This is a genomic window from Streptococcus sp. HMSC072C09, assembly GCF_001813105.1.
Classification (GTDB): Bacteria; Bacillota; Bacilli; order Lactobacillales; family Streptococcaceae; genus Streptococcus.
Window position 1 is genome coordinate 45,436 of the sequence record NZ_KV811489.1, and the last position, 24,338, is coordinate 69,773.

General features: G+C 40.3%; 25 protein-coding genes and 1 other annotated feature. Of the genes, 16 read left to right on the forward strand and 9 right to left on the reverse strand.

Annotated elements, in window-relative coordinates; genetic code table 11:
- Positions 1–69 precede the first annotated feature (69 nt).
- The 8 genes from HMPREF2893_RS03465 to HMPREF2893_RS03505 all read right to left on the reverse strand — a co-directional run bounded on the left by HMPREF2893_RS03465 (position 70) and on the right by HMPREF2893_RS03505 (position 6,427).
- Positions 70–633: a type II toxin-antitoxin system VapC family toxin gene (locus tag HMPREF2893_RS03465; protein WP_070674336.1), complete on the reverse strand. Its 564-nt coding sequence runs from the start codon at positions 631–633 to the stop codon at positions 70–72.
- Positions 620–979, reverse strand: a complete 360-nt coding sequence (locus tag HMPREF2893_RS03470; protein ID WP_070674339.1) for an STAS-like domain-containing protein — start codon at positions 977–979, stop codon at positions 620–622. Before HMPREF2893_RS03470 ends, HMPREF2893_RS03465 begins: the two co-directional genes overlap by 14 nt.
- 26 nt (positions 980–1,005) lie before the next feature.
- On the reverse strand, positions 1,006–1,872 hold the full coding sequence (locus HMPREF2893_RS03475) for an ATP-binding protein (RefSeq protein ID WP_070674341.1): 867 nt from the start codon (positions 1,870–1,872) through the stop codon (positions 1,006–1,008).
- Positions 1,873–1,967: 95 nt separating this feature from the next.
- Positions 1,968–2,261, reverse strand: a complete 294-nt coding sequence (locus tag HMPREF2893_RS03480) for a DUF4177 domain-containing protein (protein ID WP_070674344.1) — start codon at positions 2,259–2,261, stop codon at positions 1,968–1,970.
- Positions 2,262–2,330: 69 nt separating this feature from the next.
- Positions 2,331–3,083, reverse strand: a complete 753-nt coding sequence (locus HMPREF2893_RS03485) for a helix-turn-helix domain-containing protein (RefSeq protein ID WP_070674347.1) — start codon at positions 3,081–3,083, stop codon at positions 2,331–2,333.
- A gap of 626 nt (positions 3,084–3,709) precedes the next feature.
- On the reverse strand, positions 3,710–4,408 hold the full coding sequence (locus HMPREF2893_RS03495; protein ID WP_070674353.1) for a hypothetical protein: 699 nt from the start codon (positions 4,406–4,408) through the stop codon (positions 3,710–3,712).
- Positions 4,409–5,135: 727 nt separating this feature from the next.
- A complete protein-coding gene (locus HMPREF2893_RS03500; protein ID WP_003002861.1) occupies positions 5,136–5,321 on the reverse strand; it encodes a hypothetical protein in 186 nt (61 codons plus the stop codon).
- Between the two features lie 95 nt (positions 5,322–5,416).
- Positions 5,417–6,427 (reverse strand): lactonase family protein, encoded by a 1,011-nt coding sequence (locus HMPREF2893_RS03505; protein WP_070674356.1) that lies wholly within the window; start codon positions 6,425–6,427, stop codon positions 5,417–5,419.
- A 168-nt stretch (positions 6,428–6,595) separates the two neighbouring features.
- On the opposite strand from HMPREF2893_RS03505, the gene HMPREF2893_RS03510 reads away from it, so the two are divergent.
- The 3 genes from HMPREF2893_RS03510 to budA all read left to right on the forward strand — a co-directional run bounded on the left by HMPREF2893_RS03510 (position 6,596) and on the right by budA (position 9,778).
- On the forward strand, positions 6,596–7,771 hold the full coding sequence (locus HMPREF2893_RS03510; protein ID WP_070674357.1) for an AI-2E family transporter: 1,176 nt from the start codon (positions 6,596–6,598) through the stop codon (positions 7,769–7,771).
- The gene (locus HMPREF2893_RS03515) at positions 7,761–8,990 is read left to right on the forward strand and encodes a tetratricopeptide repeat protein (RefSeq protein WP_070674360.1); all 1,230 of its coding nucleotides are present in this window, start codon (positions 7,761–7,763) and stop codon (positions 8,988–8,990) included. Before HMPREF2893_RS03510 ends, HMPREF2893_RS03515 begins: the two co-directional genes overlap by 11 nt.
- A gap of 71 nt (positions 8,991–9,061) precedes the next feature.
- A complete protein-coding gene (budA, locus tag HMPREF2893_RS03520) occupies positions 9,062–9,778 on the forward strand; it encodes an acetolactate decarboxylase (RefSeq protein ID WP_049486420.1) in 717 nt (238 codons plus the stop codon).
- 307 nt (positions 9,779–10,085) lie between these two features.
- On the opposite strand, the gene HMPREF2893_RS03525 is transcribed toward budA, so the two are convergent.
- Complete coding sequence (locus HMPREF2893_RS03525) at positions 10,086–11,747, reverse strand: Rqc2 family fibronectin-binding protein (RefSeq protein ID WP_070674363.1); 1,662 nt, start codon at positions 11,745–11,747, stop codon at positions 10,086–10,088.
- 151 nt (positions 11,748–11,898) lie between these two features.
- Positions 11,899–12,130, forward strand: a binding site (T-box leader).
- A 132-nt stretch (positions 12,131–12,262) separates the two neighbouring features.
- Here HMPREF2893_RS03525 and trpX point away from each other — a divergent pair.
- From trpX to HMPREF2893_RS03590, 13 genes are all read left to right on the forward strand, one after another.
- Positions 12,263–13,264 carry a tryptophan ABC transporter substrate-binding protein gene (gene trpX, locus HMPREF2893_RS03530; protein WP_070674366.1) on the forward strand — a complete coding sequence of 334 codons (1,002 nt, stop codon included), beginning with the start codon at positions 12,263–12,265 and terminating at the stop codon, positions 13,262–13,264.
- Positions 13,265–13,387: 123 nt separating this feature from the next.
- Positions 13,388–13,807 (forward strand): ParB-like protein, encoded by a 420-nt coding sequence (locus HMPREF2893_RS03535; RefSeq protein ID WP_070674369.1) that lies wholly within the window; start codon positions 13,388–13,390, stop codon positions 13,805–13,807.
- Between the two features lie 314 nt (positions 13,808–14,121).
- A complete protein-coding gene (gene pheS / locus HMPREF2893_RS03540) occupies positions 14,122–15,168 on the forward strand; it encodes a phenylalanine--tRNA ligase subunit alpha (protein WP_070674372.1) in 1,047 nt (348 codons plus the stop codon).
- A 2-nt stretch (positions 15,169–15,170) separates the two neighbouring features.
- Positions 15,171–15,686, forward strand: coding sequence for a GNAT family N-acetyltransferase (locus HMPREF2893_RS03545; protein ID WP_070674375.1), 516 nt, complete (start codon positions 15,171–15,173; stop codon positions 15,684–15,686).
- A 157-nt stretch (positions 15,687–15,843) separates the two neighbouring features.
- Positions 15,844–18,249, forward strand: a complete 2,406-nt coding sequence (pheT, locus tag HMPREF2893_RS03550; protein ID WP_070674379.1) for a phenylalanine--tRNA ligase subunit beta — start codon at positions 15,844–15,846, stop codon at positions 18,247–18,249.
- A 235-nt stretch (positions 18,250–18,484) separates the two neighbouring features.
- Positions 18,485–18,793 carry a hypothetical protein gene (locus HMPREF2893_RS03555; RefSeq protein ID WP_070674382.1) on the forward strand — a complete coding sequence of 103 codons (309 nt, stop codon included), beginning with the start codon at positions 18,485–18,487 and terminating at the stop codon, positions 18,791–18,793.
- A 12-nt stretch (positions 18,794–18,805) separates the two neighbouring features.
- On the forward strand, positions 18,806–19,015 hold the full coding sequence (locus HMPREF2893_RS03560) for a helix-turn-helix transcriptional regulator (RefSeq protein WP_070674385.1): 210 nt from the start codon (positions 18,806–18,808) through the stop codon (positions 19,013–19,015).
- A 1-nt stretch (position 19,016) separates the two neighbouring features.
- Entirely contained in the window at positions 19,017–19,814 is a 798-nt protein-coding gene (locus HMPREF2893_RS03565; RefSeq protein ID WP_070674388.1) for a DUF3169 family protein, read from the forward strand.
- An 11-nt stretch (positions 19,815–19,825) separates the two neighbouring features.
- A complete protein-coding gene (locus HMPREF2893_RS03570) occupies positions 19,826–20,719 on the forward strand; it encodes an ABC transporter ATP-binding protein (protein ID WP_070674392.1) in 894 nt (297 codons plus the stop codon).
- Entirely contained in the window at positions 20,716–21,930 is a 1,215-nt protein-coding gene (locus HMPREF2893_RS03575; RefSeq protein ID WP_070674394.1) for an ABC transporter permease, read from the forward strand. The genes HMPREF2893_RS03570 and HMPREF2893_RS03575 overlap by 4 nt, the downstream gene beginning before the upstream one ends.
- 181 nt (positions 21,931–22,111) lie before the next feature.
- Entirely contained in the window at positions 22,112–22,390 is a 279-nt protein-coding gene (locus tag HMPREF2893_RS03580; RefSeq protein ID WP_049475332.1) for a hypothetical protein, read from the forward strand.
- Positions 22,391–22,392: 2 nt separating this feature from the next.
- Positions 22,393–22,740: a hypothetical protein gene (locus HMPREF2893_RS03585; RefSeq protein WP_083312226.1), complete on the forward strand. Its 348-nt coding sequence runs from the start codon at positions 22,393–22,395 to the stop codon at positions 22,738–22,740.
- Positions 22,731–24,335 (forward strand): virulence protein, encoded by a 1,605-nt coding sequence (locus tag HMPREF2893_RS03590; protein WP_070674400.1) that lies wholly within the window; start codon positions 22,731–22,733, stop codon positions 24,333–24,335. Before HMPREF2893_RS03585 ends, HMPREF2893_RS03590 begins: the two co-directional genes overlap by 10 nt.
- Positions 24,336–24,338: the final 3 nt, after the last annotated feature.

Sequence of the window (24,338 nt, forward strand, 5' to 3'; positions counted from 1 at the left end):
TTAATGCCATTCTTTCTATACACAGTACATCCTCACATCTTTGCTTGCAGGCAGGTGAGGATTTTTTTATTAATTTAAATTTGTATAAACGATTAAAGGTGACGGTGATTCAAGAAAATCCCTGTCATGAGTTACAATGCCAAAAGAATTTTTTGTTGCCAAATGATAAAAAATTGCATCATTGAAATCTTTGAGATTGTAATTGCTTGGCTCTATATCTTTTAGTTCATCATGTTCTATGTCTATCAATTGAACATCGTTCAATATAATCCTAACTTGTTTTAAACTATCATCAAGAACATTAGTATACTCAGATGTTTTTTGAAATCCTCGTTTGTATTCAAACTCTACATCATCAATACTTTCTCCTTTTTCTTCACGATCACACAAATTATCCCGATAAACTTCATATGCAGTCCGGCATTTTCGATTAATATATTCGGAAATAGTTAATGTTGTTACATATAAAGTGATATTATTTTCTAAAGAGTGTTCCCAGAATTTATCGTATCTATATTTGTTTTCACCACTAAACAAATCTAAAAGTACATTTGTATCCACCAGAACATCTCTAGTTGGCATCCTTAAGTTAAGTTTGTTGATAGTAGCTTTAATAAAATTAGGACTCAGCATTTTGTTCCTCAATTTCTTTGTACATTTTATCAATTTCTGCTTTGTATTGTTCTCTTTTTGTTGTACTGTTTTCTATCGAATATTCAATACAATCCATAAAAAGTTTATTTATATTTTCATTATAGTTTATTAATTCTTCGTATTCTGTTAAATTAATCACATCAAAAAGTTTACCAAATGCTTTATTTGTAAATGATGGGATAACAGTTTTTATATCAGAAAAATCAACCGTCACTGGTTCTTTATTAGTTACTTTTTCTTCCAAAATTTTATAGAGAAGCAAACCTTTATCACTACTAGTTGCTAGCTTACTTCCAATGACTTCTTTTACATTTACTGTTTCCATATTATTCCTCCATTTCATTTCTTTAATTATAACATTTTATTACATTGTTCGATGTCGAAATCAAAAATAATTAGTGTTCCGAGTACACTGTATTCCAAATTTCTATAAGATAAACTCCCATCTTGTTTGATATGAAAATACGAATGATTAGAAAATAACTTCATAGATGCTTTTTTTGATATTTTTTCTTGTATATAAGCCAAACCTACACCACTGTCTGCATCAGAATCAGATTCTAATTCTTTCGTTGTATTCCCTCTTGTAAAAGCCCATTCAATAGCTTCTCTTTCACTAGATAAGTCTTTTTTGCTTAGAATATAATTTGGTAATCCAATCCCGGTGTCTGCGATAGCAAAACGTATCTTGTTAATATTTGGATAGTGTTGTCCACACATTATTACATGTTGAGCTCCAGAATGCTCTAAAATATTGTGTACAAGTTCGAAAATAAAAATTGAGATTTCATTTCTGAAAATTGGCTCAATTTCAGAAATAATTTTCGCAAGAAATTTATTTTCAATATACTCATCAACAGCATCTTCATCATCACAGGGAATCTTAGATAATTGAATAACAGTTTTCTTATTGTCTGATAATCCAGGTGCTAATTTATATCTTTTAAAAAAACCATTTCGCGCTAAAAGATTTTGTGTTCTTTCAGGTAATACTGTATGATTAGTTTCTACACGGTAATTTCTGGCATGTAGGTTTTCAACTACCATTGATAATAAGACTGTCATTTCTCCGCTAACAAAGTTCGTGTTTTTAAAATCTAGACGGACAATATCGTCTTTTGCAAGAACTTCATTAATTTGAGAGAAACGGCTATAAAAATTAGACATGTTTTTAAACTCAAAGTTTAAAAGTTTAGGGATTTCTATATAATGTTTCATCTTCACGCTCCTACAATATTCTTAAACTCTTCCTGAATCATATCTTCGCCCCAGGTTGTTGAGATTTTTGTGAAGGTAATATTGAAAAAATATAACTAAATAATCTTCTCAAATACCATCGTAGCCTGGATACGATCTCCTCCACCTAGACCCTTGCTTCCTCCGTTAGCTGTACTAATTGTATGGAGTCGGTATCCTTTGGCAGCTTGTTTGTTAATCACATTTTCAAGTTCTGTTAGGTTACCAGATCCAGTACCAAAAAACTTCTCTTTTAGAGTTACTTGAAGAACAACATAGTTCAATCCACTTGTTTCAAAAGTAGTAGAACCACTTGTTCCAAAAGTATTAGAAAAGCTAACTTCTGGTTTAACATTATCAAAAAATCCCATAATAATTCCCCTTTTAATTAATTAAAGCCTTATATTCATCGATCACCATCGTTTCATTAGCGATGGTTTTTATTTTTCTTCCCTGTACACATCTACAACTTTGCCGATGATCCTAAAATCACTGTTTGAATCAATTGGTATATCTTTGTATTTTTTGTTGAAACTTCTTAGATAGGCCTTGTTTTCCTCTATAATGAGCTGCTTGATATAGGCTTCTCCCTCGTAGTCAAACACTCCCACCATACCACTTGGAAGGTCTACCGATAATTTAACAAACACATAATCCCCAGATTTGTAATCTGGTTCCATCGAATCTCCATAAATCGGGCAGACAAAATCAGCGTCCACCTTCACAGGTAATTGGATTGTTTCGATTTGTACTTCATTTAGATATTGCCCTGTACCAGCAGATACAGGCTGGTCGTAGTAGTTGTAGTCTATATACTCTACGAATATTTCATGGACTTCAGCAAGCTTTTTCTTAGCCTCTTTCTGCTCTTCCAGCTGTCCTTCTGCGTAAGTCAGTACGTTATGCTGGTATGGTTCTGGGTCGAGTTCAGATAGTATTTCTTCGATACTTTCGATAATAGAATTGTCTGATTGTTTTAAAATAGGAAATAGATCATCTATAGTGACATTAAGAGCGTTCGCTATTTTAAATAAGGTGTTCTTCTTTGGAGTCCTAAACCCTTTTTCATAATTAGCAATCGTTGTATTTCCCATTTCAATTAGGTCCGCTAGCTCTTTCTGCGTCAAACCTCTTTGGTCACGAAATTCTTTTATTTTTAATCCAATGTAAATGGCTAATTCTTGATCGGTCATATTCATCACCTTTTTTGTACATTTTATAGGTAGATTATAACAAATACTTCACGATTTGAAAAGTTTTTTAATTATTTCGACAAAAAAACTATTGATAGTTCACGTTTCGTGAAGTATAATATAATCAAGGTTAAGGAATTAACCCAAAACAAAAGAAAGGAAGGACAGTATGCTAAGACGAAAGCAAAAGAAAAAAGACCCTTGGTTGACGCAACCAAGAGCCACAGTCATAGCGGCGATCATAGCACTAACCAATGTTACCAGAATCGAATAGAAGCACTTTAAAAAAAGGAATCTTTATTTCCGTAGACGGAAAATCATCTGTAAATCTCAGCACTGGTGTTATAAGTTCAAATGCTAACTCCGAAGATAAAGTTATCGAAATTTCAGAGTGGCTTATTGATCGATCTGAAACTTATAGCGAAGCAAAAAGCAAGTGCATGAAATTGATGGCCAACGTTGCTCACGAAATTGAACTACGAGCGCTTGAATCAAAAATTTAAAAGGAGGTAGCTTCATGCTGAACGAACAAGAAATAAAAGCATTTCATGAACTGCTAAATAGTGTTAATGTTGTACGTAGTAAAACAGAAGAATTGATTCAATTACAAACTGAACAGAAGATGCTTATTTACTATCTTCAGGGTGTGATGGATGCTTCAGATCAGGAGCAATGATAGGAGTTATTTCTCGAGAACGTTCTAAAAATGTTCGGATACTATTGCTATCAATTCCATTAATCTCTGATGAGATTGGAAAATTTTTGTTAGTGTTTTTCTCTAACAATTCTAGTATTTTATCTAATTTATTGTTAATTGTTTTACTCGATGAATTTGCAAGAATATTGTCGAGCTTATTGTCCAAATCATTTAATGTTGTTTGCTGTTGTTCTTTTGTGTCAGGCATGATAAAACCATCAAAACTTTCGATCATCTCATGAAGTTTATGTTTGGCCACGTCAATGTCCTCTACCTCTAGTGAATACATAATTGTTCTATTACTAGAAACATCAAAAGGCAAACTTTCTCCGTGATGAATAATCGGAATCATAGGTAGATTAAGAGCCTCTCTAAATCCTAGCTCATAAAAAGCATTTGGATTGTGCCCAGTCATATCTGCGATTACAAGATGATCATGTTTAAGATGACTAATAATACTATCATTGATATTTCCAGATGAACTTTCTTGATCGACTCGAACTACATTGTAACCAAGTTCTTCACAAACAGGTTGAATTAGGTTTCTCAATACTTTGTTAGAGTGTTTATTGGTGGCATCTCCTGGTGATCCGATAGCAGTAACAACAAAGCAAGTTTTATTAGACATAACGACTAACCCCATTCGTTTTTATTTTATTATACCAAATAACGATAGGGAATTAAATAATGAGGAGGTGAAAGAATGAGACCAAAACGATATCCGTATAGTGGAAAAAGAAAAAAGCCTATCGAAAACTCGATAGACTCACTAACACGAATCTGTAGACTTGAATCTCAAGTGATCAGTCTAGCAAATCATGAAATATTCAAGATACCATCTTCACGTTCTTCAACTGTGTAGCCAGCGCTTATGCATTCAGCAATAATTTCGTTTTTAGGGATAGCATAAAGTTCAGGGTCTACACAACAAACTTCGAACGATGGATCACTTAGAACATCTTGGATAAAAGAATCTAATTTTATTAACCGTGTCACGCTAAACCGAGAACGTGAGCTTACAAAAGAAAACAAGCAACTGAAAGCCGAGTTAGAAATGTATAAATCGGCTATATACAGAAAGAACGAATGAAAGGGGAATAAATGGCAGAAAGAAAGAGGGTACATATCATTTTCTCAGGGGTCTTTTTTTGTGATTGGGGTAAACAAAAATGAGTCTGGGACGAAAGTCCTAGCCTCTCAATTGTTTTTGGATTGTCGAGCAAGACGCAGTGGTTGAGTGGGCTCTACTACGCTGATTTCATCAGCTTTTACAGCCCTACTCAACTGTGCGGAGGTGGGACGACGAAATCGAATTCTAACGAATAACCGATTTCTGTCCCACTCTCATCGTCTTATTAGAACAAGCCTTTGATTTTGTCCAAGGCACCGCTGACCATTTCATTTCCAGATACAAGCCCTTTGGCTTGTTCAAGATAGTCACCGAGGTTGTCTTTGTTGTCATCAACAAATTTTTTTGCAGCGTCGAAATCCTTCTTTTCGATCATTTCTTTAACTTGGTTAAATAAGTCCAATGGATTCATGTTAGGATCTCCTAAAATATAAGTTGTGAAGTCAGGCTCGCACCTTTTTCACATCTATTCAATCATTTTTTTAGAGGTTTGACAACTAAAACGACTTAATGAAAAACCGTACAAACGGCCTCTGGAACATAGAAGTCGTCGGATAGAAGGGTTAATTTTCCGCTAGCAGGATCTCGCTTGAAGACGGTAGCATTAGGTGAATCTTGATGGGCTGCGATCAAATAGTTTTGATCAGGACTAAGCGTGAAATCTCGTGGATTGAGGCCTTGAGTTGGAACAATTTCAATGAGTTCTAGGCTACCATCAGCTACAACTTTGAAGACAGCGATGGAATTGTGAGCACGGTTAGATGCATAGAGGAATTTTCCATCAGCTGAGAGCTTGATCGCAGAAGCCCATTTTTGACCATCGTAGTCAGACGGAAGGGTAGAGACGGTTTGGAAGTGTTCGAATTCACCCATACCGTCATAAAAGAGGACATCAATCGTAGCATTTAATTCATTGATGAGATAGGCAGTCTTATAGTGAGGATGAAAGACCAAGTGACGAGGTCCTGCCCCTGGAGCTGTTTGATATTGATTGATCAGGGTTAGGTTTCCTTCCTCACTGACATCATAAACATGCAAACTATCTGTTCCTAGGTCACACGTGATCAGGTACTGATCTGGTGTAAGGTCTGCATAGTGGGTATGTGGACTTGCTTGATTGGCATGAGGACCACTTCCTTGGTGGGTGTCTTGATCGACAAAGGACAAACGCCCATCTGCCTCTAGCTTATATACGAGAACTTGGCCTTTGTGATAGTTGGCTCCATAGACCAGTTGACGCTTGTCATCGACAGAGACATAGCAGAGTGGTGCTCCCTCTTCAACGACGTGATTGAGCGGCTGAAAATCAGCTGTAAAACTTGCGATTCCTCCTTTTCCCTCTTCAGCTCCGACGCTATAGAGGTTGCCTTTTTCAGAAAAGGCGATATAGGTTGGATTGGGCTCAGCTGCCACTAGTTCCAGATGGTTCAATGTCCCTGTTTCAGGGTCAAATTGTGCCTTGTATATTCCTTTGGATTCTTTTTTGGTATAGGTACCGAAATAAATGGTTTGAGACATAGGTCACCTCGTATGATTTGTTAGGTTTATTATATCAAAGGTCCTATTGGAAGGCAATTGCTAGTTGAAAAGGGGAGGGCCTTTCTTTCTTATTTTGCTAGTTTTTTCGTAACTTTAAGCTCAAAAAATGCTAAAATAGAAACAGATTGAAATGAAAAGGAGTTCTCTGTGGATAATAAAGAAAAACAGTTTAGTTTGTCCTGGTTTTTTAGATGGTTTTTAGACAACAAGGCTATTACCGTATTTTTAGTTACCTTGCTCTTGGGCCTGAACCTCTTGGTCTTGAGTAAGATCACCTTTATTTTTATTCCGATTTTTGAGTTTGCAGGAGCTGTCATGCTGCCAGTCATTATTTCTGGTTTGCTCTATTACTTGCTCAATCCTATTGTCGACTTTCTTGAAAGAAAAGGTCTTAAGCGGATTTTTGCGATTTCCTTCGTCTTTTTCTTGATTGCAGTGCTCTTAATCTGGGGGCTGGCTGTCGTGATTCCAGCTGTCCAACGACAAGTGGTGAGTTTCTTTCATAACCTGCCAACTTATTTGGAGAAGGCCAATGCAACCATCGACGATTTTCTAGACAATCGCGTTTCCTCAGATATCAAACCTCAGTTGGATGAGATCACCAAGGAATTGTCTGCAAATATTACTACTTGGGCTAGTTCGATCTCTGGGCGGGCGGTCAATTGGGTCAGTAACTTGATCGGAGTTGCTTCGCAAGTCATTGTGGCCTTGATCATCATGCCTTTTATTGTCTTTTATCTTCTGCGAGATGGAAAAAATTTAAAGGGTCACATTGTTCGCTTCTTACCGACTAAGATTCGTAAATCGGCTGAACAAGTTCTCTCAGATGTCAATACCCAGCTCTCCAATTATGTTCGAGGGCAAATTACGGTAGCCATTGTCGTCGCCATTATGTTTATCCTCTTCTTTAAGATCATTGGCTTGCGTTATGCGGTGACACTTGGGATCTCTGCGGGGATCTTGAATTTAATCCCTTACTTGGGTAGTTTCTTAGCCATGTTACCTGCTTTAGTCTTAGGATTGGTAGCAGGACCAGAGATGTTTATCAAGGTCTTGATTGTATTTGCAGTGGAGCAAACCATTGAAGGACGTTTCGTATCTCCTTTGGTTTTGGGAAGTCAGTTAAATATCCATCCGATTACCATTTTATTTGTGCTCTTGACGTCAGGATCTATGTTTGGAATCTGGGGAGTTTTCCTTGGTATTCCGGTCTATGCGTCTGCTAAGGTCGTTATTGGAGCTATCTTTGAATGGTATAAGGTCGTTAGTGGCTTGTATGAAGAACACAATGAAGTAGAAGAGGAAACACAGAGTGAGTCATAGTCAACAAATGGTAGAGGCTCTTGATCAGCAAGAGCTAGAAGAAGCAGAAGTTCAATTTCAAAAGGCCTTGTTAGAAGATAGTGAAGCGCAACTATTGGATTTGGGTCAATATCTTGAAAGTATCGGTTTTTACCCTCAGGCAAAAGAGGTTTATGAACAGATTGCAGAAACCTATCCAGAAGTATATCTGAGTTTGGCAACCATCCTTGCAGAGGAAGGGCAAACGGAAGAGGCCTTTGCTTATTTAGAAGAAATTGGCCCTGAGTCTAACTGGTATGTAGCCAGTCTCTTGGTCAAGGCAGATCTCTATCAGCTGGAAGGTCTTGCAGATGTGGCGCGTGAAAAATTAGTTGAAGCAGCCAGTCTGTCTGATGATCCGATCATTCAATTAGGGCTTGCAGAAATCGATCTGGAATTGGAACGCTACCAAGAGGCTATCCAAGAGTATGCCCAGTTGGACAATCGGGAGATTTTGGAAGCGACGGGGATCTCTACCTATCAACGGATTGGTTTTGCCTATGCCAATCTTGGTAAGTTTGAAGCAGCTGTGCCCTTCTTAGAGAAAGCTCTGGAGATTGAGTTTGATGACCAGATTGCCTACGAATTGGCGACCTTATTGTCTGATCAAGAAGAATACCAAAAAGCCCTGATCTACTACAAACAAATTGACACCTTGTCGCCTGATTTTGAAGGCTATGAGTTTGGGTATGCCTTGGCCTTACAGGCTGAAAATGACCGTGAAAAAGCGCTTGAAATCGCCAAACAAGGGATTGAGAAGAATCCATTTGACGCACAGTTGAAGCTTCTTTCCTCTCAGCTTTCTTATGAGCTCCACCAGCCTGAACAGGCAGAAACTTATCTGTTGGAAGCTAAAGAAGTGGCAGATGATCTCGAAGAGATTGCTCTTCGCCTCACTACCCTTTATTTAGAACAGGAGCGCTTTGACCAAGTCTTAGATTGGCAAAATGAAGAAGTCGAAACGGTTGTCACCCGTTGGAACATTGCTCGTGCTTTGGCTGCCTTAGAGAAAACAGAAGAAGCCGTATCAGCCTACCAAGAGCTCTATGAGGACTTGAAGGACAACCCAGAATTCCTCGAAACCTATGTGTATCTGTTGCGTGAAGCTGGCGATGTGACAAGGGCGCGTGAAGTGGCCAATCAGTATTTGGCGATCGTACCAGACGATGTGCAGATGCAAACCATCTATGATAGCCTCTAATAAAACCATATCGTGAAGTTTCGGAACAGTTTGTGGTATACTGGTAGAAGATAGAATGAGGAGAGAAAAACATGGAACCAGTGAAACTTTTTCAATACAATACCTTGGGTGCCCTAATGGCGGGTCTGTACGGGGGTTCATTTACGATTGGAGAACTCTTGGAACATGGGGATCTAGGAGTTGGAACGCTTGATTCTATTGATGGAGAGTTGATCGTATTAGATGGAAAGGCTTATCAGGCTAAGGGATCAGGCGACCATCCTGAAATTGTCGAAGTTTCTCCTGATGCCAAGGTTCCTTATGCAGCAGTTGTTCCTCACCAAGCAGAAGTGATTTTCCGTCAACGCTTTGAAATGACGGATGAGGAATTGGAAGCTCGTATTGAGTCTTATTACGATGGCGAAAATCTTTTTCGCTCCATTAAGATTCGTGGTGACTTTGTCAAGATGCATGTCCGTATGATTCCAAAATCAACACCAGAGATGAAGTTTGCAGAGGTTGCAACCCATCAGCCAGAGTATACACGGGAAAATGTCACAGGGACCATCGTCGGTTTTTGGACACCAGAAATTTTCCATGGCGTGAGTGTGGCAGGATACCATTTGCACTTTATTTCAGATGACCACACCTTTGGTGGCCATGTGATGGATTTTGTCATCTCAGAAGGGATTGTAGAGGTGGGAGCTATCGATCAGCTGGATCAACGTTTCCCAGTCCAAGACCGTCAGTACCTCTTTGCCAAATTCAATGTCGATGAGGTCAAAGAAGACATCAATAAAGCAGAATAAAAGGTTGAGCGTCGCTCAACCTTTTAGAATGTAGACAAACTGTTCTAAGTATGCTGAAAAAATAAAATGAGGTATATTTTTAGGTTCATTCAACATATACAACATATATTGAAACTTTCCGCCGTGAGAAAAGTGCTAGAAATAATCTTGATTCTAGCACTCGGGAGTTTTGGAACCTTAGGTCCAAAACTAAGTCATGGAACTTCTTTGAAGTTCGCTGACGTCCGATCTCACCTAAGGAAAGTTTCTGAGACAGGCTAACTTCAATATGACATGTTGAGCGTTGCTCAACCTTTTATTTTTGACATCAATCTGTTAGTTTCATGGCTTTGATTTTTTCTTCTTCTGGGGTAACCCGCAGAGTCTTCTGGCCGGTATAGGTCACAAAGCCTGGTTTTCCGCCGGTTGGTTTATTGAGTTTCTTGGCTTCGATCATATCGACTTGGACCAGATTTGAGAGACGGGCCTTGGAATAGTAGGCGGCCAACTCTGCGGCATCGGTCTTCACTTCATCCGTCGGATCGAGATTTCCGGTAATGACGACATGGCTGCCTGGGATATCTTTGGCATGGAACCAGAGTTCGTCTTTTTTAGCGATCTTAAAGGTCAGTTCATCGTTTTGCAGATTATTGCGACCCACTAAAATGATGGTTTTGCCATCACTAGCCAGGTATTTTTCTGGTTTTTTCCGTTTATGAATTTTTTCTCGGTTGCGCCGTTTGATAAAGCCGGTCTGGATTAACTCTTCACGAATCTCTGCCACCTCAGCCAGGCTCGCTTGAGAAAGGGCCATTTCAACCGTTTCGAGATAAGAAATGGTTTCCTTGGTTTCTTGAATGAGGATGGTCAAATGTTTGACAGCTTCTTTTAACTTCTGGTAGCGTTTGAAGTAGCGTTGCGCATTTTGGTTGGGGGTCAGAGCCTTATTGAGTTGGATGGTGATGGGTTCGTTGGTATAGTAATTGTCCAGGACAACCTGGTCTTGGTCGTTTGGTACCTGATGGAGGAATGTTGTTAGCAATTCTCCTTTTTGGCGGAACTCTTCTGCATTGTCGGTCGCTGCTAACTCGGCTTCTTGTTTGGCTAATTTTTTCCGGTTCTTTTCAAGATCGTTTTCGACCTTCCGGATCAATTCACTGGCCTGTTGTTGCACCCGATCGCGCTCAGCCTTGTCTCGGTAATAGTCATCTAGCAGATCTGAAAGTGTCTCAAAGGTTTGACTAGTCGCATCTGCAAAGGGGATAGCCGAGAAGGATTTGGTCGTTAGGCGAGGCTCAGAAGGTGTCTTGAAAAGGGCACGGAAGGTCTTTAATTTTTCATCTGTCTCAAGTCGCTTGGCTAATTCTTGAGCCGTATCTCGCCCCAAACCTTGGAAACATTTTTGAAGGTTTTTGGGACTTAACTCTTCCTTGTGAAGAAGGGCGAAGAGGGCTTCATCTCCAATTGTAAAAGGATTGACCGCGTCGGTTTTCGGAGGGGCTACATAGGTTGATCCAGGAAGAATGGTCCGGTAGCTATTTTGTGAGAAGCCGACATGTTTGATGGCCTCGATGATTTTATTGCTGGTCCGGTCTAGGAGAATAATATTACTGTGCTTGCCCATGATTTCGATCATTAAGCTGACAGAAATGGCATCTCCAATTTCGTTTTTATTGGAGACACGGATTTCGAGAATCCGGTCGTTCTCCAATTGCTCAATCCCTTCGATGACAGCGCCTTGAAGATATTTACGCATGACCATAATAAAGGTATTAGGAAAGGCAGGATTTTCAAAGTTGGTCTGGGTCCGTTGTATCCGTCCGAAAACAGAATGGGCAGAGAGTAAGAGTTTTTGGTTTTTCCGATTGCCTCGGATTTGGAGTACCAATTCTTGCTCGAAAGGTTGATTAATTTTTTGAATGCGACCACTTAAGAGTTCAGCCTTCAATTCGTGGACCATATGGTGTAAAAAAAATCCATCAAAAGACATGGGATTCCTCATCATTCTAGCGTTTATTCTAGTAAATTATATCAAAAATAGAGCGGAAATCCCAGAAAGAAGCAAGGGGATGTAATATAGAAAATGCGAACGTTTTCAAAAAAAATGCAGAAAAAGTATTGACATTTTTGTAAGAAAACTTTAAAATGTAAGAAATTAGAAAAGTAGTAAATGAAAGTTTCAAGAGAGCCCACGGTTGCTGAGAGTGGGTAGCGGCAGTTTATGAAATTGGACTAATGATGAGATGAATTTGAAACAATAAAAATTCGGTTGGCACACCTTATCGTGCAACTTGTTGCTAGACAAGACAGAGATATGGGGGAGACTATCCTTTTCCCATAAGTGAGGTGGCACCGCGATGACACGTCCTCACATAGCTTTTGCTATGTGTGGGCGTGTTTTTTGTTTTAGATGAGAAGGGAGAAAAGATATGAAGAAACGATGGCGTCGCAGTCTTTAGATGATGGAAAAAAAGAAGAAAATGAAAAATAGAAGAGGTATTAAAAATGAAAAATAAACGTTTAATGGGAATTATTGGTTTGATTGCAGCAGCAGTCATTGGGACAGCGATCTATTCAGCTACAGCAGGCAAAGATAACAAGGCAGCAAGCAGCAATGAAAAGGCTAAAGTTGGGGTCTTGCAGTTGGTCAGCCACCCTTCGCTCGACTTGATCTACAAAGGGATTCAAGATGGTTTGGCTGAAGAAGGTTATGACAAGGACAAAGTGGACATTGATTTCCTCAATGCAGAAGGCGACCAAAACAAAGTTGCGACCATGAGTAAACAATTGGTAGACAAGGATAACCAAGTCTTGATTGGGATTGCAACTCCATCTGCTCAAGGTTTGGCTAGTGCAACCAAAGACAAACCAATTGTCATGGGTGCTATCACAGATCCGGTCGGAGCAAACTTGGTCAAAGATTTGAAAAAACCAGGTGGCAATATCACAGGGGTATCTGACCACAATCCAACTGAGCAACAGTTGAAATTGATCAAAGAGTTGACTCCAAACGTGAAAACAATCGGGATCCTTTACTCAACCAGTGAGGATAATTCTAAAACGCAAGTAGAAGAATTTACAAAATTAGCTGAAAAAGCAGGTTACAAGGTGGTTCCTTATTCAGTCCCTTCTACAAATGAAATTGCTTCTACCGTGTCTGTAATGTCAGGCAAAGTCGATGCCATCTGGGTTCCAATCGACAATACTATCGCATCAGCCTTCTCAACTGTTGTCGAAGCTAACAAAACAGCTAAAAAACCAATCTTCCCAAGTGCGACAGCTATGGTAGAAGCTGGTGGTCTTGGTTCAGTCGTTGTCGACCAACATGATCTTGGAGTAGCAACTGGTAAAATGGCTGCGAAGATCTTGAAAGGTCAAAAACCTGCGGATACACCTGTTGAAATCTTTAGCCAAGGAAAATCTGTCATCAATAAAAAAGTCGCAGATGAATTGGGCATTACTATTCCAGAATCTGTCTTGAAAGATGCTGGACAAGTCATTAAATAAAAAGGAAACGAATCACAAGAATGGCAGGGGAATTTGGCTTTGGCAGGTCTTTAAATCGTGACCTTTAAAAATGTCTACCAGTGCTCATGACCAACTATGTTACTCATGGTAGAGGAGAAAGAAATGGAAGTCAAGATAACAGATCTTCATCCGACCCAACTATATTTATCAGAAAAGAAGTTACAAGCTATCCAGATGCTGGATCAGTCAGCAGACATCATCAATGTGGATCCAATTAGTGTTCTTGCATTTGGAAATCGCTTCTTGATTACAGACGGGCATCACAGGGCTTATCAGGCTTTATTGGCAGATCGGGATACGATTTCTGCTGAGTTTGATAGAGATGGTGGCGATGACTTGTATGCTCTCTATGCGCAAGCTTGTGAGGAAAGAAAGATAACCTCTGTTTTGGATTTAAAACATCGTATCTTACCTCAAGATGAGTATGAAGCAAAATGGTATAACTGGTGTGATGGTTTTAACCAAGCAGTCACTCTTCTATTGAAAAGGCAAGCAGATGAAATAGACAAGGCAAATAGATAATGCACTGTCTCTTGTTCCTTTTTCTAGTGAATTGGTCTCATCTAACTTGTTTTTTAACTAAAAATCTGATAAACTATGTAGTAATTGAATAGAAATCTGCAAGACTAGTATCTCAAGGGAAGTGCGACAGGGAGAAGGGCCGTGACTGAAAGCTCTTTGCATGAAAGCTGAGTGAATTCACTTGCGTAAAGGATTTAGAAATTAAGGTCTGGTTTACGGATAAAAAACGGATGGTACCGCGTGTCAACGCTCCGAATGTGGGTGTTGGCGCGTGGTTTTTTCTATGTCTGTAGAGGGACCATGATGGAGGAAATATGTCAACGATTGAAGAACAATTAAAAGCGCTTCGAGAAGAAACGCTGGCAGCCTTGAAGCAGATATCTGCTGAAAATGAAAAAGAGATGCAAGAACTACGGGTCTTTGTCCTTGGGAAAAAAGGATCTCTGACTGAGATCCTCAAAGGGATGAAAGATGTCTCTGCTGAGATGCGTCCGGTTATCGGGAAACACGTCAATGAAGCCCGTGATGTCTTGACGGCTGCCTTTGAAGAAACTGCCAAACTCTTGGAAGAAAAGAAAGTCCAAGCTAAACTAGCGAGCGAAAGCATCGATGTGACCCTTCCAGGACGTCCAGTTGCTAGTGGTTACCGTCATATTTTGACCCAAACTAGTGAAGAAATCGAAGATATCTTTATCGGGATGGGGTATCAAGTCGTAGACGGCTTTGAAGTCGAAAAAGACTACTACAACTTTGAACGCATGAACTTGCCAAAGGATCACCCAGCTCGTGATATGCAGGATACCTTCTACATCACAGAAGAAATCTTGCTTCGGACCCATACTTCACCTGTACAGGCGCGGGCGATGGATGCACATGACTTTAGCAAGGGGCCTTTGAAGATGATCTCTCCAGGGCGTGTTTTCCGTCGAGATACAGATGATGCGACCCACAGCCACCAATTCCATCAAATCGAAGGTTTGGTCGTTGGGAAAAACATTTCCATGGCCGACCTTCAAGGAACGCTTCAATTGATCGTGCAAAAGATGTTTGGTGCAGAACGTCAAATCCGTTTGCGTCCTTCTTACTTCCCATTCACTGAGCCATCGGTTGAAGTGGACGTTTCTTGCTTTAAGTGTGGTGGAGCGGGATGTAACGTATGTAAGAAAACTGGTTGGATTGAAATCATGGGAGCTGGTATGGTTCACCCACGCGTCCTTGAGATGAGTGGCATTGATCCAACAATCTATTCAGGATTTGCCTTTGGACTTGGTCAAGAGCGTGTGGCCATGCTTCGTTACGGAATCAATGATATCCGTGGCTTCTATCAAGGGGATGTTCGCTTCTCAGAACAGTTTAAATAATCATGTTAGTTAGAGTAAAAATCGATCAATTAGAGACCTTACGTGACCTAGAAGTGGAAACCTATCGGGATACCTTTGGTCCCTATATTGTTGAGGAAGATTTGGAAGATTACTTCTCTACTGTGCTCTCTTTGGAGCAAATTGAGAAGGATCTGCTAGATCCAGAATCCGAAACCTATTTTGTCCTCAATGAAGAACAAGAAATCTGTGGTTTTCTCAAGTTTAACTGGGGCAAGGCCCAAACGGAGCCAGTAGAGATGGACAAGTCCTTTGAGATCCAACGGATCTATGTCAAGAAGGAATGTCATGGGGCTGGTTTCGGCAAGGAAATGTTTACCTTTGCGCTGGATCAAGCCAAGAGACGTGGCTTTGAGTGGGCCTGGCTAGGTGTCTGGGAACGCAATTTTAAGGCGCAAGATTTTTACTACCGCTTTGGTTTTGAACGATTTAGTGAACACCAGTATATAACCGGAGATACCGTGGATACAGACTGGTTGTTGAGAAAGAAATTGATCTAGAAGGAACAAGAAACTTCTATTCTAGAGAAGGGGAGGTTACTAGACCTACCTAAGCCAGCCTCGGGCTGGAAAACACAAAATGAAAGGATCTAAACGAGGGTCAAAGGAAATCTAGGACAGTCATCTAGATGTTAGCATAGCCCTTGGTATCTTACATATGTTAGTTAGTTATAAATGGTTAAAAGAATTGGTGGACGTGGATGTGCCATCAGAAGAGTTGGCTGAAAAAATGTCAACCACAGGGATCGAGGTAGAAGGTGTGGAATCACCTGCTGCTGGTCTCTCAAAAATTGTCGTCGGTGAAGTCTTGTCTTGTGAAGATGTACCCGAAACACACTTGCATGTCTGCCAAGTCAATGTGGGGGAAGAAGAAGCACGTCAAATCGTCTGTGGAGCACCAAATGTGCGCGCTGGCATCAAGGTTATGGTGGCTCTTCCAGGTGCTCGCATCGCGGACAACTACAAGATTAAAAAAGGGAAAATCCGTGGTTTGGAATCCCTTGGGATGATCTGTTCACTTGGTGAGTTGGGCATTTCTGATTCTGTTGTACCGAAAGAATTTGCAGATGGGATCCAAATCTTGCCAGAGGATGCTGTTCCAGGAGAAGAAGTCTTCTCTTACCTAGACTTGGATGATGAAATCATCGAACTTTCCATCACTCCAAACCGTGCAGATGCCCTTTCGATGCGTGGGGTAGCACATGAAGTAGCAGCCATCTATGACAAGGCAGTCAACTTCAGAGACTTTACCTTGACCGAAACGGACCAAGCTGCAGCAGATGCTCTTTCTGTCAGCATTGACACAGACAAGGCTCCTTATTATGCAGCTCGTATTTTGGACAATGTGACCATTGCACCAAGTCCACAATGGTTGCAAAACCTCCTCATGAATGAAGGTATCCGTCCCATCAATAATGTGGTCGACGTGACCAACTATATCCTGCTTTACTTTGGTCAGCCTATGCATGCCTTTGACTTGGATACCTTTGAAGGAAATGATATCCGTGTGCGTGAAGCGCGTGCAGGTGAGAAATTGGTGACCTTGGACGGGGAAGAGCGTGAGTTGGAAACAAGTGACCTCGTGATTACGGTTGCTGACAAAGCGGTAGCCCTTGCAGGTGTCATGGGCGGAGAGGCTACAGAAATCTCTGAAAAGTCTACTCGTGTCGTCCTTGAAGCGGCTGTCTTCAATGGCAAATCGATCCGTAAGACAAGTGGTCGTCTCAACCTACGCTCTGAATCATCTTCTCGCTTTGAAAAAGGGATAAACGTGGCAACTGTTAATGAAGCCCTTGATGCAGCAGCGCGCATGATTGCTGAATTGGCTGGTGCAACCGTGCGTAAGGGCATCGTTTCAGCAGGCCAGTTGGATACTTCAGATGTGGAAGTTTCTTCCACTCTTGCAGACGTGAACCGTGTCCTTGGAACAGAGCTTTCCTACGCGGATGTCGAAGATGTCTTCCGTCGTCTTGGTTTTGGCCTTTCTGGAAGTGCAGCAAGCTTCACAGTCAGCGTTCCTCGTCGCCGTTGGGACATCACTATCGAAGCGGACCTCTTTGAAGAAATTGCTCGGATTTATGGTTATGACAAATTACCAGCAACCCTTCCAAAAGATGATGGGACAGCCGGTGAATTGACTGCGACTCAAAAATTGCGTCGCCAAGTTCGGACCATTGCTGAAGGAGCAGGCTTAACTGAAATCATTACTTATGCTTTAACAACTCCTGAAAAAGCAGTGGAGTTTACGACTGCACCAAGTAACTTAACGGAGCTCATGTGGCCAATGACTGTGGACCGTTCAGTCCTCCGTCAAAATATGGTTTCAGGTATTTTGGATACAGTTGCTTACAACGTAGCGCGTAAGAATAAAGACTTAGCCCTCTACGAGATCGGAAAAGTCTTCGAGCAAACAGGTAATCCAAAAGAAGAGCTGCCAAATGAAATCAACAGCTTTGCCTTTGCTTTGACAGGTTTAGTCGCTGAAAAAGACTTCCAGACTCCAGCTGTTCCAGTTGACTTCTTCTATGCTAAGGGAATTTTGGAAGCTCTATTTGCTCGCTTGGGTCTTGAAGTGACCTATACAGCAACACAAGAAATCAAGAGTCTCCACCCAGGTCGTACAGCCTTGATCTCACTTGGTGACCAGGTGATTGGTGTCTTGGGGCAAGTGCATCCTGTAACAGCTAAGGCTTATGATATCCCAGAAACCTATGTGGCAGAATTGAACTTATCTGCTATTGAAGCAGCTCTTCAACCAGCCGCAGCCTTTGTGGAAATCACCAAATTCCCAGCTGTGAGCCGTGATATCGCCCTTCTCCTCAAAGCAGAAGTGACTCACCAAGAGGTAGTCGATGCCATCCAAGCTGCTGGCGTGAAACGTTTGACAGACATTAAACTCTTTGACGTCTTCTCTGGTGAAAAACTAGGAGTTGGCATGAAGTCCATGGCCTATAGCTTGACCTTCCAAAATCCAGAAGATAGCTTGACAGACGAAGAAGTTGCTCGCTATATGGAAAAAATTCAAGCATCACTCGAAGAAAAAGTCGACGCAGAAGTGCGCTAAATCGTTAAAAGATGAAACAGTTGAGAATTTCTCAGCTGTTTTTTTCTTCCAGGATTTGCAAGTTATAGGCCTTAAAACCCTATAAAAATAAAGAAATTCCTTTAAGTACTCAAAATATACATGTCAACCATCTTTCTATTTTTGACAAATATTTTTATTTTTTTGTAAAATATACTTGTCAAAAAGAAAAAGAAGTGTTACAATGATTTTAGTTGAAAGAAGGAGAGGTTTTCTTATGGGAGCCGTGTGGATTATTTTTATCCCTTTTATAGTTATATTTTATGCAAGCTCAGAAAAGAAGATAAAAGGATTGAACAGACGTATCAGACGATTAGAAAAACAAGTGAAAGGAAATCAAGACATGTCTAGACTTTTAGAAGAATTGAAAGGCCAAACGGTCACTGTCACAGTAAATGGTTTTGGAACCAAATATGAAATTATGGATATCGATGAAGATTGGGTCAAACTGACTCGTGTGATTAATAAACAACTAAGCGAGACAAAATTAGTTCGCATCGAAGATATTCAAGGTGTTCAGCTATAGGAGGCGAAAGCCATGATCTTAAAAAATCGATTGAAAGAGCTGAGGGCGCGTGATGGACTCAACCAATCCGAGCTAGCCAAGCTAGCAGGGGTCTCGCGCCAGTCTATCAGTCTCTTGGAGCGGGGGGAATACACCCCCTCGGTTATCATTGCCATCACCATCTCCCAAATTTTCAAGGAGCCGGTGGAGAATGTCTTTAGTCTAGTAGAGGGAGAGGAATAATATGAAAAAGCAACAACAAGAACGATCTGCTCGTTATCGGTTTTGGAGAAATGTAGGTATCATTACAGTTTCCGGCTTGATCGGAGGAGTTATCGGATTTTTGACAGAAATGTTTGGATACGAAAAGCCCCTAGAAATCCAATCCTTCTTTAGTAAAGAAGTACTCCTTTTGGGCTCAGCAGTTTTATTCTTAGTCGCATTTATACTCACGATAACCTTACTGATGTGCGCGAGAAAAGTCCATCAAAAAATGCTCCAAATAGAAGACGATGATGAAGCCTATCACTATGACATTCAAAAGAAAAAACTATATGGCTTAGCGACCATTTTTAAAGGCATCATGATCTTGCCCTACTTTTTATTCGTCATTTTTTATAGTCAATTGGTCGACTTAGATAGACCTGGCGCTGGGGACATGGCTTTTATCTTTGGAGACTTTACCATGCTCTATCTCTTTCTTGTCTTGATTGCCCTATTTTTCCTATCGGATATCTTCTTTCGCAAGACCTTCCATCTGATTTATGGAAAACCGATTCCCCGCAATGCCAATGCCAAGGAAGTGCGTGAATTTATGATGAGTATGATGGATGAAGCAGAAAAGCAGATTAGCTACGAGGAAAACTATGAAATTATCATTAAGTTAAGCAATTATATCTTACCGATTTCCTTAATTGCGATATTCTTAGTTGGCATTGCTTTCCATACAGATATCTTGTTAGCCTTAGTAGTGGTATCACTGATTTATCTCTATATCTTGGTCTCACAATACAAGATTACCAAACGTTATTATAAAGAGTAAAGGAGTCATCCATGTTAGAAATTAGAAATTTAGAAAAAAGCTTTGGGAATAAGCAGGTTCTCTTCGGAGTAGATCTGACAGCTCAACAAGGGCATATCCTTGGCTTAGTTGGGAAAAATGGTGCCGGGAAAACAACTATTTTCCACAGCATCCTGCGCTTTTTGGACTACAGCGGCGAGATTCGCCTAGGTGGCAAACCCATTACACAAGAGACTTACAAGGAAATTGGCTATTTGCCTGAAGAGCGCAGTCTTATGCCAAAACTTACGATTTTTGAGCAGGTCCGCTATTTGGCTTCCTTAAAAGGAATGAGCACCGCCGAGGTCAAGGAAAAATTACCGACCTGGATGGAAAAACTCCAAGTGAAGGGGAAATTGACCGATAAAATCAAGAGTCTCTCAAAAGGGAACCAACAGAAGGTTCAATTGATCATCACCTTGATCCATGAGCCTAAATTGATCATTTTAGATGAACCCTTTAGCGGCTTGGATCCGGTCAATACAGAAGTGCTCAAGCAGGTCATCTTTGAAGAAAAAGAGCGTGGGGCAACCATTATCTTTTCTGACCACGTCATGACCAATGTCGAAGAGTTGTGTGATGATATCCTAATGATCCGTGATGGTTCGGTTGTCCTTTCAGGGCCAGTCCAAGAGGTCCGTAATAGCTATGGCAAGACTCGTCTCTTTGTTTCTAACGACTTTAGCAAAGAAGAGCTAGAAGCTCTGCCACACGTGACCAAGGTCAGCATGACCAAGCAAGGTACTTGGAAGTTGATCTTGGATGATGCGTCAGCTGGTCCAGAATTATTTGACCGCTTGACCAAGGGTCGCTACCTAGCAACCTTTGACCACCAAGCCCCAACTATTGATGAGATCTTTAAACTTGAATCAGGAGTAGAAGTATGAAACAGATGTTTGTCGTAATGAAAGAAACCTATATCAGACAAGTGAAATCATGGAGTTTCCTCTTCATGGTCTTCGGTCCCTTCCTCTTTTTAGGATTGAGCATTGGAATCGGTTATCTGACAGGTTCTTCTACAGATGCCAAAAACCAGGTGGCCTTGGTGACAGAAGTGCCAGCTGTTAAAGAAAGCCTCAAAGGAACCGATGGCTTGACCTTAGACTACAAAGATGAAGCTGCAGCTAAAAAAGCCATCAAGGATGAGAAAGCAGCTGCTTACCTAACGGTCGATGAAAAAGATGGCCAGCTAGAAGCCACTTATGTAGGCGACCAAGCTATGAAAATGGGATTGAAATCCCTTGTCTCTGCGAAATTAAGCCAAGTCCAACAAGGAATCAATCTAGCGCGTGCCAATTTAAGCAAAGAGCAACTGACAGCCTTGTCTCAACAGGTTTCTCTCAAAGAAAAAATTGATGAGAAAAAAGAAGGCTTGAAAATGGTGCAAACCATGGTTGCAGGTGCTCTAGGAATGTTGCTTTATATGATTTTGATGTTCTACTCTGGTATCACAGCCCAAGAAGTGGCCAGTGAAAAAGGAACCAAGATCATGGAAGTGGTCTTCTCTAGTATCAAAGCAACCGACTATTTTTTCGCACGCATGCTCGGACTCTTCGGAGTGATTTTTACCCACATTTTTGTCTATGTCGTTGGGCTTGTAGCCGTTTGGATCTTTAGAGCAGATATCCCTGTTGTCAAGGATTTTCTCTCTCCAAACTCTCCAATTACCCAGCACCTAGCAGAAGCGATCTCGCTTAATACCGTCTTCTTCATTATCCTTGGGATCTTTATGTATGTGGTGCTCTCTGCCTTCTTAGGCTCCACAGTAGCACGACCTGAAGATTCAGGAAAAGCGATTTCGCCACTGATGATGTTAGTCCTCTTTAGCTTCTTTGGGGTAACCACCTTGGGAAGTGCCGGTGATGTCTTCTTATTGAAGATTGGTTCCTACATTCCATTCATTTCAACTTTCTTCATGCCTTTCCGTACCATCAATGGCTATGCGACTGGTCTTGAAGCTTGGGCTTCATTGGGAATTGCGGTTCTCTTTACCATCGTGGGAACAGTGCTTATTGCCCGTATCTACGCGAGCCTGATCCTCCAGACCGATGACCTCGGACCGTGGAAGACCATCAAACGTGCTCTCAGCTATCGCTAATCAAACAAGCTCTCAGTTATAGCTGGGGGCTTTTTGAATGGAGGTTACAATTTTTTGAAAGACTTGTCTCTAACTATTAATAAATTGCAGAAAATTTAGTATGTTTTTTCATGGAAGAAAGAGTATTTTTCTTCAAATTATGATATGATGGAGGGGAATAATAAGATTTGAGGGTGAATATATGGATAAACTCCAAATAAAATCCAGCCCAATTGATGCGCAAGCGGCTATTGGTGAGTTGACTGGTGTTGATGTATCACAAAATGAGAATAAACAAGTAGAGTTTAGTTATTCTGCTGGTATTGCAGGTATGGAGAAGGGAAAAGAAGTAAATAATCACTTACTTCAAGCTGTGGGTAAATTTAGTGAAGCTGTTCTAATTCAAGCTAATAAATTTCCTCAAATTGCCGCTGTGCTTGAAAAACGTGATGTAGAACAGGCTCAAAGATGGGAAAGCTAACCATGATGGAGGATGTTAATAAAAATAAGCGAGATAAACTATTCCAAGAAATTGTGAAAACAGAGCGACAAGAAGATCTTATTTTAAATTTAAGTCTTGAGTATCAACAAAGTTTAGATGAATTTTTAGAAGATCTTTCGTTGATCACACGAGAAGCAGAAGAAAAGTTGTCTATTTCATCTCAAAATATCTTATTTTTTCAAGAAAAGAATGAAATGGATTTAATTGCAAGAAATTTTGTGGTTAGACAGATGGATGGTGTCAGTGAAGAGTTTCGGAATGTTTTAAAAAACTTAGACATTCAGAGAGAAAAATTGATAAGAGAAAGGAATAGTTTGCCGTGGGAGTGAGATACAGTTCATCAGAATCTGCTGCTTTGATTGAAGCTATGAGCAGTAATATTCAAATTGCTACTCAGATTACAGAAAAACTTACTAGTGGAAGTGATCATTTAATTGCAGAAATCGAAGCAGGAATACTTCAAGGTGCTGCATATGAGGCAGGGAAAAATTTATTTGGGAATATTATTATCCCATGTATCAAAAAATTACAAGAAGCGATCGACGATATTCAGATTGAATTAAATTCATACAAAAACGCAGATGCAGTTGTATCAAAATATGGAGAATTAGATTTAGATGATTTGAAGACACAAAAACAGAGTTGGGAAAAACAGCTTTCAAAGTATCAAGATCTGATCAGAAAGAATGAGGATTTTTTCAATCGTGTAGGAGCATTTCTTACTGCAAATCTGGATCAAAATTTATCAGAAAATAGAGTACTTCATGAATTGGCTGATAAAACACGGATGCAAATCAAAGATCTTGAAGAAAAAATTGAAAAATTAGAGTGGTTTGTTGAGCAAGTCAATCAGTATTTTTCAGACAGCCTTGAAATTCTTAATTTAGCGATTGAAGGAGCAGGACAACTAAGTCAAATTATAGTTGATAGCAACGGAAATTACTATGCGGATGGTGTAGACATGACTTGGTTTGACAAAATGAAACAAACAAAAGTTGTTTCCTACGCTAAAAGAGACTATCAGGATGCCTTAACAAGGACTTTAAATCAAGCGTCGAGAGATATGTTATTATCAGATGATGGTGATACCTATTATCGGGAAGAGTTAAAAAAACGCTTAAAAGGACATGATCGGTCACAGTGGAAAAAAATAATTGATGATTATAACCATACTCTAAAAATTGACAATGAAGGGAATTTAATTGAAATTTTTGATAATAGTGCTTATAAAGATCGACATTATCAAAAAGATGATAACTTTTCTGTTCTAAAAAATGGGAAGTATGATAGTGCTTCTACGAGATTGATCAACGAAAAATATCAAGAACTTCTTCAAGAAAATTTTGAAGCTAATTCTGCTGAATTTTGGGGTGGAGTTAGTCAGATGTTATCAGGTTTACTACTTGACTTTGCTAGCGTAGCAGCAGAAACTGGAGGTTTAGCTTTAGCTCCTGAGACAGGTGGGGCAAGCTTTATTGCTGGAACAACTGCAGCAGAGGTTGCTTTAGATGCAGGCAACGCACTCATATTTAGTGGGGTAGTATCTGTAGGATCCGCTATTAGTAAAACAGGTAGCGCAAACGCTGAAATTCAAGTTAATTATTCTAGCAACTACGATAGCTGGCAGGCAAATAAACCGACGAGTAAGACTTTTGGGAAAAAGGTTTCTGGACGAGTTAAAGGTAAAAAAGTCGATAATATTCGAGTTGATGCGGAGCCAGATAGTGGGAAAATCCAAGTTCAATCGGGAAGTGGGAAATCGGGTTATGGCCTCGACATAGATATCGAGGTTTCAAGGATTTCAAGTAGGCAGGATATTGTAGACTGGGTAAGCAAACATTCTGAACTAAAAGGACTTGGAAAAGGAGCTAAAGAAGAAGTTATCAAAAATATGTGGAAAGCTTTTAAATACTTAACGCAATAAGGA